Here is a 15,059-nt window from a genome sequence, read left to right as displayed (position 1 = left end):
TTGACAGAGGCTACAAACACTTTGTACCAATAGCATCTTACAGTTTTTAAAATAAATCGATTATAAGAAATACGCTTAGCCGTTAGTACTACAAATTAAAATGGTAGGTTGCGTTGTCTATCCTATATGATTGATGACTTAACCAATAAGAAGGGACACTTATGACAACCAAATATAAAGAGCTGACCATATGGATAACAGGTGCTTCTAGCGGTATCGGTGAAGCCTTAGCCATTGCATTTGCTAAACGCGGTGCAACCATGATATTGAGTGGACGCGATCATGATAAGTTAGCAGTGGTAAAACAACGCTGCAAACACACTAAAAAGCATCTGGTCGTGCCTTTTGATCTTAGTGATGCTGAACAAGCAAAAGAAGCCTACAACATGGCTAAGGCTCACACGGGTAGCATTGATTGGCTAATCAATAACGCTGGCGTGAGTCAACGCTCTCTTATCGTGGACACTGCAGAAGAGGTGGAACGACAAATTATGGAGATAGATTACTTTGCGCAAACACGTCTAACCAGATTGGTATTACCAGACATGATGGCACAGGGTGGTGGCAAAATAGTCATGATCTCTAGCGTCGCAGGGCTATTAGGAACTCAATATCGCAGTGCGTACGGTGCTGCCAAAGCTGCCATTCATATGTGGGCCAACAGCTTACGTGCCGAATTGCATGATCAAGGAATAGAGGTCGCAACGATATTTCCTGGATTTATTCAAACCAATGTGTCCATTAACGCCCTGACAGGTGATGGAAGCCGGCAAGGTACGATGGATGAGGCGACCAGTAAAGGATTAACAGCGGCGGCATTCGCCAAACAAGCTGTCAAAGCACTCACAAAAGGGGAAGAATACATTATCATCGCAGGAGCGAAAGAAAAGCTTGCCACCAAGGTAAATCGAGTATCACCGCCTAGGCTGTATAAGCTTATCCGTGAATCAAAGGTAAAATGATAAACATCCCATGAACGATGTCTTTCATACTATATTGTTTGCTTAATTTTATTGATATTGGCTTTATGGGCGGTACGGGGTGTAAAATAGGTATCGCTTATTATCCAAAGCCACATTCACTTTCCGCTATAGCAACGAACTTATGAAAACTACATTCTTCGCTTCATCCATGCATGCTTTATCTTCTACCAAAACGACGCGCGCTACTTTGTATAGTGTCATCGGTCTTACCAGTGCCTTGAGTCTCAGTGCTTGCCAGCAATCGCCAGAATATAACTATCTGAGCGGTGAGACGATGGGTACCAGCTATCACATCAGTTATGAGCTTCCTGATGATGCGGATGAAGCTGCCATACAAGCAGACATAGATAAGCGTTTGCAGGAAATCAACGACAGCATGTCTACTTATCAAGCAGACTCAACCATCTCTACATTTAACCGTGCAGCCAAAGATACCCCCATCACTATTGACACAGATTTTGATCGTGTGCTCGATGTATCCCGCATCGTATATAAGCAATCGGGTGGTGCATTTGATCCTACGGTCATGCCATTGGTAGACACTTGGGGATTTGGTAGCACCATGACGGTTGAGCGCCTGCAAAGTCCACCGACGGCTTTAGAGATTGCTCAAGCGAAAGCTTTAGTCGATTTTGAAGGCGTTATACAACAGGATAAAAAGATCCATAAAGTCAAAGATGGTATCGGTCTTGACTTCTCAGCCGTCGCTAAAGGTTATGGTGTCGACGTGATTGCTGATGTACTCAAAGATAACTACCAGATTCGCAATTATATGGTCGAAATTGGTGGTGAAATTGCGACCTCTGGTGTCAATAACCAAAAGCAACCATGGCAAATCGCGATAGACGCCCCTATCAAAGACAGCACTGTGAGCGAGCGCCAAACGATATCCGCCATTCGCCAGCCAATCAATACCGACAACCAGATGCATTTGGCGACTTCGGGCAACTATCGTAACTCTGTCATCTTTGATGGAAGACGCTATACCCATACCATTGATCCTACGACTGGCGAGCCAATTGCTGGCGGCGCACCTTCAGTAACGGTTGCTGCAAAGTCAGTGGCACTGGCAGACGCTTGGGCAACAGCTCTAACGGCCATGCCTTATGAAAAAGCACTAGCGCTTGCTAAAGATAAAAATTTGGCTGCGATGTTTGTGGTATTGGCTGATGGCGTCGAAATGGATGGGACACATGACAGTGTTGACGATTGGCAAGTCGTGCAAACCCCTGCCATGCAGGCCTTACGTGCCGATAAAAAGCCCTAACTTTTGGTGACCCACGTTGAGTACACGATTAGCAACAACGAATCGCACAAAATTTGCTATACTATTAAGTAGTTAACATAAAAAACGACTGCCCTATCTTTAAAAATTGAGGTTTCCTCTATGCTTAGTCAATTGCTTCCCATGCTTGCCATCACCTTTTCGGTGTTTATTTTATTCTTTGTCTTTATGGGCATTGGTTATATGGTTAAAAAGAAGCCTCTGAGAGGGTCTTGCGGGGGCGTTGCTAAACTTATGGGGGATGAAAATTGCTCATTTTGTGGTAATGATCCCAATAAATGTGATTCTCTTATTGCTGAACAACAAGAGCATGCCTTAAAAGCCGCTCAACTAGGAAAATCCGTATAAACCTTTGATTTATTCTGGTACGCTGGTAGCTTTTACTTTACATTTGTTCTTATAATAGCGTCTAGTCCTTTAAAAGGGCTGGCGCTATTTTTCTTTGTGCCATTAGATATTTATAGGTGACTTCTCAAAGCCATTATCGACGAGAATCCCTACTCGTACATGATGCTACCTTGTCTCACCATCTAAAGTAGTAAGCTTATCTATCTTATGTTGTACTAGTAACTTCTTGTTCTAGTTTGCGATGTCGGTCACCGTCTTGGTGTGTTTTCTTTAGTGTTGTTTGCAAGCGGCGATTTTTCGACGCTGTGTAATGACGTGTCTTTTTTTTATACTCATAATAGGCGTATTGCTATGTCTACCTCTGGTTTGCCACCCAACTCTCACTTATCTCCTACCTCCGCATTTAAGCCACCGCTCACGCCATCGAAGCGCTTTACTTTTTGGCTGGTATTGTGTGCCATGATTTTATTGGCCACCAATATGCGTGCGCCTATTGTGGCGCTTGGCTCTATTGCGCCAGTCGTCCAAGCGGCACTCGATATTTCTGAGACACAAATTGGCTGGCTGGGCGCTGTACCGATGCTCACTTTTGCCATCGGTGCCCTTATCTCGCCCTCTATTGGCAAACGATTTGGGCTTGAGAATACGCTCATTGTGATGATTGGGCTGTTAACCGTCGGTATGATCATCCGAACGGTGTTTCCCACTTGGATTGGATTTTTGGTTGGCACCTTGATGCTAACGCTCGCGATCGGGTTTGCCAATACATTAGCGGCGCCGGTTATCAAGCAACGTACACCCAAACACATTCCCCTAATCACAGGTCTATTCAGTCTTGTCATGACGGTGACCGCAGGCGTAGTAGCAGGTGTGGTATTGCCACTGTCTGAGCAAGTAGGCTGGCAATGGGCATTAGGAGGCTGGTCGCTGCTTGGCATCTTTGCCATCGTTATTTGGATATTTTTGCGCTTACGTCTTGGTTCATCCAGTCATCAGGCAGCGGATATACCGACGGCTGGACATTCAGATATTTCGATGTGGCGCACGCCTTTTGCGTGGCAAATCGCCGTGTTTATGGGTTTACAATCTTTGTTGTTTTATACCGTGGCCAGTTTTTTGCCATCCATTTGGTTGAGTAAGGGCTTGCCTGCGGTTCAAGCAGGACAAATGAATTCGGTGTTTCAGTTTATGGCACCGATATCGATTTTGAGTTTGACGTGGTTGATTAATCGCGGGCGCCCTATTCAAGCATTGGCCGTGCTCGCGGCAGTGTTAAATGTGATAGGCGTACTAGGCGTCAGTTATTTATCGACTGATCTGGCTTGGTTGTGGTCAGGTTTGATGGGCATTGGTTGCTCAGCGATTTTTACCTTAAGCATGATTTTGTTTTCTTTGCGCACTTATACGACCAATCAATCTAGCGAGCTGTCGGGTATGGCACAAGCGGTCGGTTACTTAATTGCGTTTTTTGGTCCATTAGGAACCGGCTGGCTACATGAAGCCACGGGCAACTGGGATGTACCACTTTTTATTATGCTGATATTAATGGTGGTCAACGTTGTCATCGCTTGGATGGTCAGTCGTCCTGTAATGGTCGATGGCGAAAAAATGTAATGCTTTAAAGGAGATAAAGTAACCTTAGGATAATATTGGTGGCTGTCTTATTTTGCTACACTGGTTTTATTGACTATAGGACAGAACCATTACTATGAATGTATCCTCTCGTTTTACTCGTTACTTACCCGCCGTGGCTATTTTGACCCTCGCTATGGTCATGAGTGGCTGTCAACAAGAACCCGAAACTGACATGACGGATGACAGTCAAAACACCACCAATCAGACTGCCAGTACGCAAACGTCTGAGGTAATGCCTCAAAATCAGCAAACAGCACCATCAATCGAGCAGCACCAAGCGCCATTAACTATATTAGCGCTTGGCGATTCCTTAACCGAAGGGCTGGGCGTTGCTAATGACGACAACTACCCTGCGCAGTTAGAAGCGCGCCTGCATGAACAAGGCTATAAAAATGCCAAAGTGATTAACTCAGGTCTGAGCGGGGAAACCAGTACGGGCTTGGTCAATCGCTTGGATTGGGTATTGCAGACCAAGCCAGATGTCACAATTTTGACCATTGGTGCCAACGATGCGATTCGTGGTATTGACGTGGCGACGGTTGAGGCTAACATTCGTACTGCTGTGAAGCGCCTGCAAGACAACGGTAGTGAAGTGATTTTGGGCGGTATGCAGATTTATGACAACCTTGGCTCTGATTATGTCAAATCGTTTGCCTCCATTTATCCTCGCGTCGCTAAAGATATGAATGTCACGCTGATTCCTTTTTTCTTAGAAGGTGTGGGCGGTGACCCTGCGCTGAACCAAGCTGATGCCATTCACCCAACCAAAGAAGGTTATACCATCATTGTTGATGACAATATTTTGCCTATCTTGGCACCTAAGCTTGAGACATTTAAATCTGACGATGTGGCTGCCACTACGGTCGCCGATGACCCTGAGCCAGCACCCAAACTTATGCCAACAGAGGCCCTGTAATGACATTATCCAATGCAGCTAACGCTTCTCATTCAAACATCTTGCTCAATGCCTCAAAACTCAACAAGACGGTACAAGTGGGCGAACAAACACTGTCCATTATCAAAGAAGTCGACATCTATATCAATGCCGGTGAGTTCGTGGTCATCATGGGCAAATCTGGCTCTGGCAAGTCAACGCTGCTAGGGTTGCTCGCCGCGCTAGATTATCCCGATAGTGGCTCAGTAGCATTGGCAGATCACATATTAAGCGATCTTGATGAAGATGCACTCGCGGTCATTCGTCAACGCGACATGGGTTTTGTGTTTCAATCGTTCCATCTATTGCCAACATTGACAGTGGCAGAAAATATCGCTTTTCCGTTAGATATCGCAAGACGTCCAAATCAAGCGCGCGTGGACGAGCTGATTGAGGCAGTGGACTTGGGATACAGGCGCGACAGTTTGCCCAATCAGTTGTCAGGCGGTGAGCAGCAGCGTACGGCGGTTGCCCGAGCGCTGGTATCGCATCCTAAGATTGTGTTTGCGGATGAACCGACTGGCAACTTAGATGAGCAAAATGCCAATCAAGTCATGCAGCTGCTATTGGACTTACGCCAACAAGTTGGCTCAGCACTGGTGGTCGTGACGCATGACCCAGCACTGGCAGAAATGGCAGACCGTGTCATTACCATGCATGATGGACGGATTGTATCTTAATGACCAAAACTTCAACTGATAAGTCGTCCCTGAACAGCACCCTGACTACTAACAACTCTGAGCCTCTCATCAGCCGAATATTTGCGCGTAATTTGGGCTCAAAAGCCTTAAGTCGCAGCTGGTGGCAACGCTGGGTCTATCCAGTGCTGTTTTTATTGACGCTCACGCTATCGCTTGCCACTTACCTGACTCTAGACTCCATCCAGCAGTCAGTTGACAGCTATGTCAATGACAATCAGCGCGCGCTGGTTGGCGGTGATTTGATATTGAACAGTCAGCAAGATTGGCCAAGTGAGGTATTGACGCAAGTAGATACCATCGCTAACACCCAAAAGGTGTTTGATTATCAGTTTAGTGCGATGGTCGTGACCGATGAGCAGACGTTACTTGCCCGCGTCAAAGCGGTGTCGCCCAACTATCCGCTTTATGGCAAGGTAGAGCTGGCCTCAGGAAATGATTTGTGGCAGCAATTGACGTCTAATAGCGTCGTGGTCGCGCCTGAAGTGCTCAGCAGCCTAAATGCTCGTATCGGTGATACAGTCACTATTGGTGATGCGCAATTTACCATTAGTGATGTGCTAACCAAAGAACCTGATCGCCCATTGACCGCCTTTGGCTTTGGTGGTCGTGTCTTAATGCAACAAGATGCGCTAGCCGCTACCAATCTATTAGGTCAGCGTAGCCGCGTCAATTATCGCATTGAGCTGGCAGGTAATCCTGAATTGATCGCCCAGCAGCGTGATAGCTTCACGCAAATCCTGAGCAATTATCCTGATATCGAGCTGTCTGATGCTGATTCGGCGGATACCTCTGTCTCGCGTATCTCTGATAATGTCTTGATGTTTTTAAAACTACTCGTCATTGCCGTGCTGTTATTGTCAGCGGTGGCGATGTATGGCGTCATTACAGCGTTTGTGACCAAGCAGCAATCTAATAACGCGATTCGTTTGGCATTGGGTGAGCCACTTAGCTCAGTCAAACGCAGCTACTATCAGCTATTGGTCGTCACCTCTATCATCGCTTGTATCGCTGCGGTCGCTCTTAGTTTTGGCCTGCTTAAAGTGGGTCAGCCGTATCTTGTGGCTATCTTACCGGCAGATGTGGGTCTTGCCATTAACCCCATCAGTGCGATTAAGACCACCGTCATTGCCTTGGTGCTGACCTTACTGATTGCCCAACGTGGCTTGAGTACCCTGAATACGACCAAACCTGCTACCTTACTCAATCAAGGCACTGGCTCGCCTGCACAAAACTTGCCGTGGTATCGACGCACGCCTTTATTGTGGTACGGAGTCATGCTGGCAGGGCTGTATGCGTTTTTTGCCTATGAAGTCGGTTCATGGTTATTGGGCGCGCAGTTGCTAATAGGGTTAATTGCCTTTGTGGCGGTATTTTGGGCATTGGCGCGCGGTTGGTTATGGCTACTTGCCAAGCTCGCCAAACGCTCTAACATCGGCTGGATGCAGCGTATTGCGATTCATAACCTTGCGCGTAAAGGCAATCAGTCCGCGCTGTTTTTTGTGACCTTGTCGCTATCGGTTGCGGTTTTAACCCTGATTACCACGCTCAATCACAGTATCAATGCGCAGTTTATCAATGCGTATCCTGAAGATGCGCCCAATCTGTTTTTGCTTGATATTCAAAGCGACCAACATGACAAGATCAATGACCTAATCGGTGCGCCCGTGAGCTACTATCCGGTGATCCGCTCGCGCGTGGTCACTGCCAATGATGTACCGGTACAAGATATCGAGCCTGCGGATGGCTTTGATGATCCTACGCGTGTCTTTAATTTAAGCTACGCTGATACGGTCATGGATACCGAATTTATCACTGACGCCGTAGAAGACGATCAGCTGTATGTGCCTGTAAACACGCAAAACGAGCAAAATCCCGATCAAGCCGTCGTCCCTATGTCCGTTTTGGACACGGCAGCTGACCTGCTCAATGTCGGTATGGGTGATCAGGTGCGTTTTAATATCCAAGGGATTGAGATCGTCGGGCAAATTACCAGTATTCGCTCGCGTTTTGAGCAAGGCCCAAGTCCATTCTTTTACTTCTTATTTGAACCATCCGTATTGGCAGCAGCACCGCAGATTCAGTTTGCCACCGCGCATGTCCCAGCCGATGATATTCCAGACATACAAGGCAAATTGGTACGCGAGTTCCCTGCTGTCACGACCATCAATGGCACCGCCATCGCGCAGCAAATCCAAGAGCTGGTGGTACAAATGAGCCGCTTGGTCTATGTGTTTACCCTACTCGCTCTACTGACCGGCGTGATGGTGTTGATTAGCTCGTTGCTATCGACCTCGCAAGATCGCATGAAGGAGAGCGCATCGTTCCGATTACTCGGTATGCAAAAGCGTGACTTGTATCTGCTCAATATCCTAGAGCTGAGTGTGCTAGGTATTAGCGCGGCGGTGTTCGCAGTCATTATCGCAAACGTGGGCGCATGGGCGGCCATCACGCAATGGTTTAATCTACAATTTAGTGTACCGTGGATGAGCTTGGGTATTGGCGGTGCAGCATTAATCGGTTTACTGCTTGCGATTGCCGTGATTTATGTGAGATTGGTGATTGGACGCGGGATTATGGCTAGGGTCAGGGCGATGATTTAGGAGATATACTATGAATTCAAATGACATGATAGTTAGTACTTTTTTGATAGGAATTATTCGACTTTTACGCCTTGGTGAAATTAGCATTGACCAAGCTCACTTTTTGATTTTTTGTCCTGGTGCGTTATCAAGAATTGAGGAAAATAATGACTTAAAAGGACTAGCGCCTATTATCACTCAGGCGCTTGAACTCGAAGATATATTGTCTATATTAGGTATTGAAAAGTATCAGCAGGAACTGACACAGCTTGAACAGATCTTGGTCAAGCGCTTAACATTTGATGGTCATGAGAGTTTTTATGACACGTCAAAGGTGATAACTTCACTAGGATTAGAGAATAAGTAGTACTAAATTAGCGTTGTTTAGTAAATTTTAAGTGTATAGCTAATCCTTATATTCACTATTAGTTGCTATCTTAGGTATTGTTGTCAAATGTAGTTCCGTAGAAGTATAGGTTAGTTAGCAAATGCATAATCTACCAAATTAAATTGTATTTAAGATTACTAAACATCGTAACAAACATGAATTTATTCTGTACGCAAACGCGAAAAACTTGAATCATCATAATTTTTAGAATTAATAGTTTTTTTCTTAACTTTTATAATTTCTTCTAAGAAGATGATTACTTGAATGTAGAATATTATTGTGCTCAGTTTCTATGCGTCATAGATTGCCAACTACAAGCTTAAAAAAGTAGGAGTAACTACAAAACTCTCAGCTACAAATTCCAAAACGCCCTCTATTCATTTAGTGGGCGTTTCTCATTTACTTGACGTATAAACATATAAACCAATATCAATACTACTACGTGCTCACCTCATCCAAACCATTTGCTATACTAGCCCACTTTATCACTCACATAATCTCTTAAACATTCACGGTAACCTTATGAAGTTCTCAAAGTTCGGTCAGAAATTTACCCAGTCTACTGGCATCTCGCAATTGATGGATGATCTTGGCGATGCGCTAAAAAGCGATCAGCCTGTCAATATGCTGGGCGGTGGTAACCCTGCCAAAATTGAGGCCGTTAATGAGTTGTTTTTGGAGACGTATAAAGCACTGGGCGTTGATAATGATACAGGCGAAGCCAATAGCAGTGCCATTATCAGCATGGCGAATTATTCTAATCCGCAAGGGGATGCAGGCTTTATCAATGCCTTGGTAGATTTCTTTAATCGTCATTATGATTGGAATCTAACGGCAGAAAACATCGCCCTGACCAATGGCTCGCAAAACGCGTTTTTCTATTTGTTTAATTTGTTTGGCGGTGCGTTCACAGACGAGCAGAACCAATCTATCGATAAGTCTATTTTATTGCCATTAACCCCTGAGTATATCGGCTATAGTGATGTGCATGTGGAAGGTCAGCATTTTGCGGCGGTATTACCACATATCGATGAAGTGACGCATGATGGCGAAGAAGGTTTCTTTAAATATCGTGTGGATTTTGAGGCGTTAGAGAACTTGCCCGCGCTAAAAGAAGGTCGTATCGGGGCGATTTGCTGCTCACGTCCGACCAATCCGACGGGGAACGTGCTGACCGATGACGAAATGGCGCATCTGGCCGAGATTGCCAAGCGTTATGATATTCCGCTGATTATCGATAACGCTTATGGCATGCCTTTCCCCAATATCATTTACTCTGATGCGCACCTGACATGGGATAACAACACGATCCTTTGCTTTAGCTTGTCCAAAATCGGTCTGCCCGGTATGCGTACGGGTATTATCGTGGCCGATGCGAAAGTGATCGAAGCGGTCAGCGCGATGAATGCCGTGGTGAACCTAGCACCGACACGCTTTGGTGCCGCGATTGCCACGCCATTGGTCGTAAACGATCGTATCAAGCAGTTGTCTGATAATGAGATTAAACCATTTTATCAAAAGCAAGCAAAACTCGCGGTGAAGCTATTAAAAGACGCATTGGACGATTATCCGCTCATGATTCATAAGCCTGAAGGCGCAATATTCTTTTGGCTATGGTTTAAAGACTTACCGATTAGCACGCTTGAGCTATACGAGCGGCTAAAAGAAAAAGGCACCTTGATTGTGCCAAGTGAGTATTTCTTCCCCGGTGTCGATGTCAGCGATTATCAGCATGCACACGAGTGTATTCGCATGAGTATCGCGGCGGATGAGCAGACGCTAACAGATGGTATTAAAGTGATTGGTGAGGTGGTTCGCGAGCTGTATGATGAGGCTAAAAGCAAGTAACCATACCTGCAACTCAAAAAGTAAAAAACGGACTGATTAATAGTCCGTTTTTTTATGGCGTCTGGTCAATGCAGTGGGTTTATTGGTTGGTCGAAAGACAGTCGTCCATTTATTCAGCGCAAAAAGCACATAGGTCAGCAAGCACGTATTAATCAAATCGCGGATACTTGCGACCAGCTGTTCTCGGCTTAAGCCTGCCAAACCTAGCGAGTCAATCGTCTCTCGATTGTCTAAATACTCGCCCAAAAACGCAATACCAGTCACAATGATTAAGGCAATAAATGATCGGATACCTTGGCTTTTGATGATAGGACGTAGCGCCATCAAACAAAGCAGATAAATACCGACGCCAACGTAGATATGTAAAGCGTCTTTGGCAAGGCCAGTTGTTTCAACAACATTGAGTTTAAAATCGGTAAAATCCACTGAGATATTCCAAATATAAGCGAGCAGAAAATAATTGAGCGTATCACTAAACAATAATATAGTCAGTGAAACATAATATCGATACATCACGCTCTGCTGATATTAATTTTCTTGCTGGCTGTGCCTACGCAGACAGAGGCTACAAAAAATTGATATCAGCAGTACCGTAGCGTTTTTATAGTATGTTGACAATAACTAAAAATGAATTTTGAAGAATGACAGTAGTAGACAGTAAAAAAGGTAGATTATACAAGTGATAATCTACCTTTTGCTGAATTAAATCGTCAACTCACGTTGATCGTCTATTTATACATTCCACTCTACAAAATTCTTTAATAACTGCAAGCCATCAGTATGGCTTTTTTCTGGATGAAACTGAGTCGCAAACAAATTATCTTGAATCACACTGGCACAAAACGGTTGACCATAATCACATACCGCCGCCACTTGCGCGCTATCTGCAGGTTCGCAATAATAGCTATGTACAAAGTAAAAATGCGCATGGTCATCAATACCCTGCCAAAGTTGATGGTCAAAATCCATACCGCTGATGGTATTCCAACCCATATGTGGCACTTTGATGGTTGCGCCTTGCTCATCTGTCCACGTCGGATCGAACGCTTTTACTTGCCCTTTTAGAATATCAAGACAAGCGGTGCCGCCGTTTTCAGTAGATTGCTCAAATAACGCTTGCATACCGACGCAGATGGCCATCACAGGCTTACTAAATATTGCCTGCCGTACGACGTCATCAATGCCTGCATCACACATGCCAGCGATACAGTCGCGCATGGCACCGACACCTGGGAAGACGATCTTGTCTGCTGCTGCCACGACTTTTGGGTCGTTGGTGATCGTAACGTCAGCACCGACATTGGATAGCGCCTTACTCACAGAGTGCAGGTTACCCATGCCATAATCTAATAATGCTACTTTGGTCATTAAAACGCCTCTTTAGTCGATGGCAGGGTGTTGAGCGCGCGCTCATCATACTCACAAGCCATACGTAGCGCACGTGCAAATGCTTTAAAAGTTGATTCGATTTGATGATGGCTGTTTTTGCCTTTGAGATTGTCCAAATGCACCGTCATCCATGAGTGGTTGACGAAGCCATAAAAGAACTCACTAAACAAATCAACATCGAAGCGGCCGACGTGCGAGCGCGTAAACGGAATGTCCATATGCAGACCCGGACGTCCTGAAAGATCCACAACAGCGCGCGTCAATGACTCATCTAATGGCGCATAAAAATGCCCATAACGACGGATGCCTTTTTTGTCACCAAGCGCTTTATTAAATGCTTGTCCAAGCGTGATGCCCGTGTCTTCAACGCTATGATGGTCATCGATAAAGGTATCGCCTGTACATTTGATGTCCAAATCAAACAAACCGTGACGCTTAATTTGATCGATCATATGATCCAAAAATGGCACACCCGTGTCTACCACGCCTTTACCCGTTCCATCAAGGTTGACGGTACAAGTGATTTGCGTTTCGGCAGTATTGCGTTCCACTGTTGCGATACGCTCAGGGCGACCATATAAATTTAGGTTTGTTGCTTGATTTTGCTCAGTTGCATTGGCTGTCATGGCTATTCTCTATCCGTTTTTTATCAGTGAAAAGCGGTCAATTATAAATAGGACAAAATATCGCCCATTACTGTATATTACCTCGCCGCTAGTGCTTCGATCAGCATCAGCAAAAAATGATATATACAAATAATATCAATATATTAGGGTTTGTACGTATGACATATTACTTAGCCTCATCATAGCAAACCCTAACATTTACTGCCACGACCAAGCGTCAAACCACGCACAAATTTATGTCATTCTGCTAAAATAGTGACTTTAATTTAATCAATCATCACCTAAACTCAATCAATCATCACCGACTCTATCACGCCGCGTTGTACTGGCTTATAAAAACGGTCTGTTTATAGGAATTCACATGCCTTTAGAAGCGATTGCCATCAATAGCTTGGATACGCCCCTGATTAAAAAGCCTGCGCGCAAGAATGAGCTATCAGAGCGTCTGCACGCCTTATATGACAGTGATGATGCGCAGCCTAGTGGCGCAGAAGTCTTAAGTCTCGTTGAGCAAGGTTTTAAACGCGGGCAATATCTCTACGTCGGTATGTTCAATGACAAACCGATCGCCGCTGTTGCCTGTTTCGACGATGGACAAACCGATGCCAAACGTTTGCAATACCTGACCGTCCATCCGCAAAACCGCGACCGCGCCATCGATGCAAAGTTCATAAAACTGGTCTATGATGCCGAGGTCAAAAAAGGCGTCCGTGAATTTGTCCCTGCCGATGCCGATATTCATCGCATTATGAGCGAGTACGAACTACTGCGGGTTAAAGGCTAAATGAGGCAAAAAAGCCATTGATTTTGACCAAATCAAATTATTTATGATCTTTTATCATATATAATGCAGAAATAGCTTGACAGTGGCACGTATATTTAGTTTAATAGCGTCCTCAACGAAGACGGCTCGATAGCTCAGTAGGTAGAGCAACGGATTGAAAATCCGTGTGTCGGCAGTTCGATCCTGCCTCGAGCCACCATTCGTTAATAGATTCTAAAAAGCCCCGAACAGCGATGTTTGGGGCTTTTTTTTATGTCTGAAATATTTTAAGCAATACTGGTTACGACAAGCGTCTTCGCAACAAGACCTCGCAGCGCTCGCGTGAGTCCAAATCATAAATCGTTGCGCGGTAATCAATACCGTGACGCCCTTCAAAAAACACCACTCGATCACCCACAGCTAGGAAGCAAGAGCTACGGGCATCATAGATAAACCCATCAATGACAAACGCCAAATCACGATCAATCTCTCTGACTGTGTAGGTCTCGCCTTGCGGTACTAGATTTTCGAACCACGCACTATGGGCAACTGGCGTCGCTAAAGTCCCTACCGTCAACATTGCCGACATGGTGATGCCAATTCTTGACGACCTCATAAAAGACGAGCAAAGGGTCAGTATTTTATTCATGATCGATGGAGTCCTGATTATTGATTACGCTGGCACGCTTGCCGTATTTTATAACAACTCGTCTGCAAATAACGCTCAAATTGTCACAGCTGCACAACATTTTTGGCCTGTTTTTTCAACCGCTTGGCTCAGTATACTAAATATCCATGGTCTTAGCAGGTGATGTGATGAGAGAGTTTGATTACGATTTGGATTATAAGCATTTAGATTTACGGGCGCAGCCTGAGCTATATCGTGTCGGGCGCGGTGAGCAAGGCGTCTTATTGGTTGAGCCTTATAAGTCTGAAATACTGCCATACTGGCGCTTTGCCACGCCTGACATTGCCCACGAGAGCAGTGAGACGATCTATCAGATGTTTTTAGATTATCTGGCAGCGGATGATTTTGTCGGTGCGGACATGGCGCGTAAATTTATTCAAATGGGTTATACCCGTGCGCGTCGTTATGCCAACCACAAAGGCGGCAAAAAATACAAAGGCCCTGTACCCGATGATAAAAAAGGTCAAAGCGGTGCGCATGGACGCGACGAGCTGCCTCGGCAAGTCGAAGACCCAATCAAGGCAGAATCAGCACGTATTTTTAAAGCGAAATGGGACGAATGCCGTGAGAATAAAGACTATTTAAAAATGAAAAAAGCCCATCGCGAGCGCTATAAAGACGTTGAATAAGTAAAACTGAGTAAGCAGAAAAGTATCATTGATACCATAACGTTACCTTTAAAACACTCAGTCATTGTTAAAAACAATCGTGACTGCTGAAAAAATAGCCCCTATTAAAAAAATCAGTCTTAGTGACTCATTATGCTAAGGTAATGATAGCTGAACACTGTAGTCAGTCAACTGTGGTCAATAAACTATAGTAAGTTCAATATAAAAATAAGCCAGCGTGACTGGAATGCTTATATCTTTAAACGAGAAGTTTCGCAGCCTCT

General features: G+C 45.0%; 15 protein-coding genes and 1 tRNA gene. 12 read left to right on the top strand and 4 right to left on the bottom strand.

Features of this window, described 5'->3' with window-relative positions:
* Positions 1–161 precede the first annotated feature (161 nt).
* The 9 genes from FW759_RS10930 to FW759_RS10890 all read left to right on the top strand — a co-directional run bounded on the left by FW759_RS10930 (position 162) and on the right by FW759_RS10890 (position 10,701).
* Positions 162–962: an SDR family NAD(P)-dependent oxidoreductase gene (locus tag FW759_RS10930; protein ID WP_443568112.1), complete on the top strand. Its 801-nt coding sequence runs from the start codon at positions 162–164 to the stop codon at positions 960–962.
* A 169-nt stretch (positions 963–1,131) separates the two neighbouring features.
* The gene (locus FW759_RS10925) at positions 1,132–2,250 is read left to right on the top strand and encodes an FAD:protein FMN transferase (protein ID WP_443568118.1); all 1,119 of its coding nucleotides are present in this window, start codon (positions 1,132–1,134) and stop codon (positions 2,248–2,250) included.
* Positions 2,251–2,370: 120 nt separating this feature from the next.
* A complete protein-coding gene (nqrM, locus tag FW759_RS10920) occupies positions 2,371–2,616 on the top strand; it encodes a (Na+)-NQR maturation NqrM (RefSeq protein ID WP_062845731.1) in 246 nt (81 codons plus the stop codon).
* A gap of 351 nt (positions 2,617–2,967) precedes the next feature.
* Positions 2,968–4,230, top strand: coding sequence for an MFS transporter (locus FW759_RS10915; RefSeq protein WP_443571865.1), 1,263 nt, complete (start codon positions 2,968–2,970; stop codon positions 4,228–4,230).
* Positions 4,231–4,324: 94 nt separating this feature from the next.
* Positions 4,325–5,167 carry an arylesterase gene (locus FW759_RS10910; protein WP_446443010.1) on the top strand — a complete coding sequence of 281 codons (843 nt, stop codon included), beginning with the start codon at positions 4,325–4,327 and terminating at the stop codon, positions 5,165–5,167.
* Positions 5,167–5,865 carry an ABC transporter ATP-binding protein gene (locus FW759_RS10905; protein ID WP_446443009.1) on the top strand — a complete coding sequence of 233 codons (699 nt, stop codon included), beginning with the start codon at positions 5,167–5,169 and terminating at the stop codon, positions 5,863–5,865. The genes FW759_RS10910 and FW759_RS10905 overlap by 1 nt, the downstream gene beginning before the upstream one ends.
* Positions 5,865–8,486, top strand: coding sequence for an ABC transporter permease (locus tag FW759_RS10900; RefSeq protein ID WP_446443008.1), 2,622 nt, complete (start codon positions 5,865–5,867; stop codon positions 8,484–8,486). The genes FW759_RS10905 and FW759_RS10900 overlap by 1 nt, the downstream gene beginning before the upstream one ends.
* Positions 8,487–8,496: 10 nt before the next feature.
* Positions 8,497–8,832, top strand: a complete 336-nt coding sequence (locus FW759_RS10895; protein WP_131395744.1) for a DUF3969 family protein — start codon at positions 8,497–8,499, stop codon at positions 8,830–8,832.
* Between the two features lie 543 nt (positions 8,833–9,375).
* Entirely contained in the window at positions 9,376–10,701 is a 1,326-nt protein-coding gene (locus FW759_RS10890; RefSeq protein WP_446443007.1) for a valine--pyruvate transaminase, read from the top strand.
* A 36-nt stretch (positions 10,702–10,737) separates the two neighbouring features.
* Here FW759_RS10890 and FW759_RS10885 read toward each other — a convergent pair whose 3' ends face one another.
* From FW759_RS10885 to hisB, 3 genes are all read right to left on the bottom strand, one after another.
* Positions 10,738–11,127 (bottom strand): hypothetical protein, encoded by a 390-nt coding sequence (locus FW759_RS10885; protein WP_443508098.1) that lies wholly within the window; start codon positions 11,125–11,127, stop codon positions 10,738–10,740.
* Between the two features lie 306 nt (positions 11,128–11,433).
* Positions 11,434–12,069 carry an imidazole glycerol phosphate synthase subunit HisH gene (gene hisH, locus FW759_RS10880; RefSeq protein ID WP_446443006.1) on the bottom strand — a complete coding sequence of 212 codons (636 nt, stop codon included), beginning with the start codon at positions 12,067–12,069 and terminating at the stop codon, positions 11,434–11,436.
* Positions 12,069–12,716, bottom strand: coding sequence for an imidazoleglycerol-phosphate dehydratase HisB (hisB, locus tag FW759_RS10875; protein WP_062845739.1), 648 nt, complete (start codon positions 12,714–12,716; stop codon positions 12,069–12,071). Before hisB ends, hisH begins: the two co-directional genes overlap by 1 nt.
* 361 nt (positions 12,717–13,077) lie before the next feature.
* Between hisB and FW759_RS10870 the strand changes: the two genes are divergently transcribed.
* Together FW759_RS10870 and FW759_RS10865 are read left to right on the top strand one after the other, a co-directional pair.
* A complete protein-coding gene (locus FW759_RS10870; RefSeq protein WP_446443005.1) occupies positions 13,078–13,500 on the top strand; it encodes a hypothetical protein in 423 nt (140 codons plus the stop codon).
* A gap of 123 nt (positions 13,501–13,623) precedes the next feature.
* Positions 13,624–13,699: transfer RNA gene (locus tag FW759_RS10865), tRNA-Phe, on the top strand.
* 81 nt (positions 13,700–13,780) lie between these two features.
* On the opposite strand, the gene FW759_RS10860 is transcribed toward FW759_RS10865, so the two are convergent.
* A complete protein-coding gene (locus tag FW759_RS10860; RefSeq protein ID WP_446443004.1) occupies positions 13,781–14,128 on the bottom strand; it encodes a hypothetical protein in 348 nt (115 codons plus the stop codon).
* Between the two features lie 167 nt (positions 14,129–14,295).
* On the opposite strand from FW759_RS10860, the gene FW759_RS10855 reads away from it, so the two are divergent.
* On the top strand, positions 14,296–14,796 hold the full coding sequence (locus FW759_RS10855) for a DUF4385 domain-containing protein (protein WP_446443003.1): 501 nt from the start codon (positions 14,296–14,298) through the stop codon (positions 14,794–14,796).
* Positions 14,797–15,059: the final 263 nt, after the last annotated feature.

This window comes from Psychrobacter sp. 1176_08 (genome assembly GCF_052850615.1).
Note: the sequence above shows the minus strand (reverse complement) of the source record. Positions and strands in the feature narration are given on the sequence as shown.

Bases quoted from the DNA above. Each gene is read 5' to 3' on its own strand.
- nqrM (WP_062845731.1), top strand. From the start codon at position 2,371: ATGCTTAGTCAATTGCTTCCCATGCTTGCCATCACCTTTTCGGTGTTT.
- FW759_RS10930 (WP_443568112.1), top strand. From the start codon at position 162: ATGACAACCAAATATAAAGAGCTGACCATATGGATAACAGGTGCTTCT.
- FW759_RS10860 (WP_446443004.1), bottom strand. From the start codon at position 14,128: ATGAATAAAATACTGACCCTTTGCTCGTCTTTTATGAGGTCGTCAAGA.
- FW759_RS10910 (WP_446443010.1), top strand. From the start codon at position 4,325: ATGAATGTATCCTCTCGTTTTACTCGTTACTTACCCGCCGTGGCTATT.
- FW759_RS10895 (WP_131395744.1), top strand. From the start codon at position 8,497: ATGAATTCAAATGACATGATAGTTAGTACTTTTTTGATAGGAATTATT.
- hisH (WP_446443006.1), bottom strand. From the start codon at position 12,069: ATGACCAAAGTAGCATTATTAGATTATGGCATGGGTAACCTGCACTCT.
- FW759_RS10900 (WP_446443008.1), top strand. From the start codon at position 5,865: ATGACCAAAACTTCAACTGATAAGTCGTCCCTGAACAGCACCCTGACT.
- FW759_RS10890 (WP_446443007.1), top strand. From the start codon at position 9,376: ATGAAGTTCTCAAAGTTCGGTCAGAAATTTACCCAGTCTACTGGCATC.
- FW759_RS10855 (WP_446443003.1), top strand. From the start codon at position 14,296: ATGAGAGAGTTTGATTACGATTTGGATTATAAGCATTTAGATTTACGG.
- hisB (WP_062845739.1), bottom strand. From the start codon at position 12,716: ATGACAGCCAATGCAACTGAGCAAAATCAAGCAACAAACCTAAATTTA.
- FW759_RS10870 (WP_446443005.1), top strand. From the start codon at position 13,078: ATGCCTTTAGAAGCGATTGCCATCAATAGCTTGGATACGCCCCTGATT.
- FW759_RS10915 (WP_443571865.1), top strand. From the start codon at position 2,968: ATGTCTACCTCTGGTTTGCCACCCAACTCTCACTTATCTCCTACCTCC.
- FW759_RS10905 (WP_446443009.1), top strand. From the start codon at position 5,167: ATGACATTATCCAATGCAGCTAACGCTTCTCATTCAAACATCTTGCTC.
- FW759_RS10925 (WP_443568118.1), top strand. From the start codon at position 1,132: ATGCATGCTTTATCTTCTACCAAAACGACGCGCGCTACTTTGTATAGT.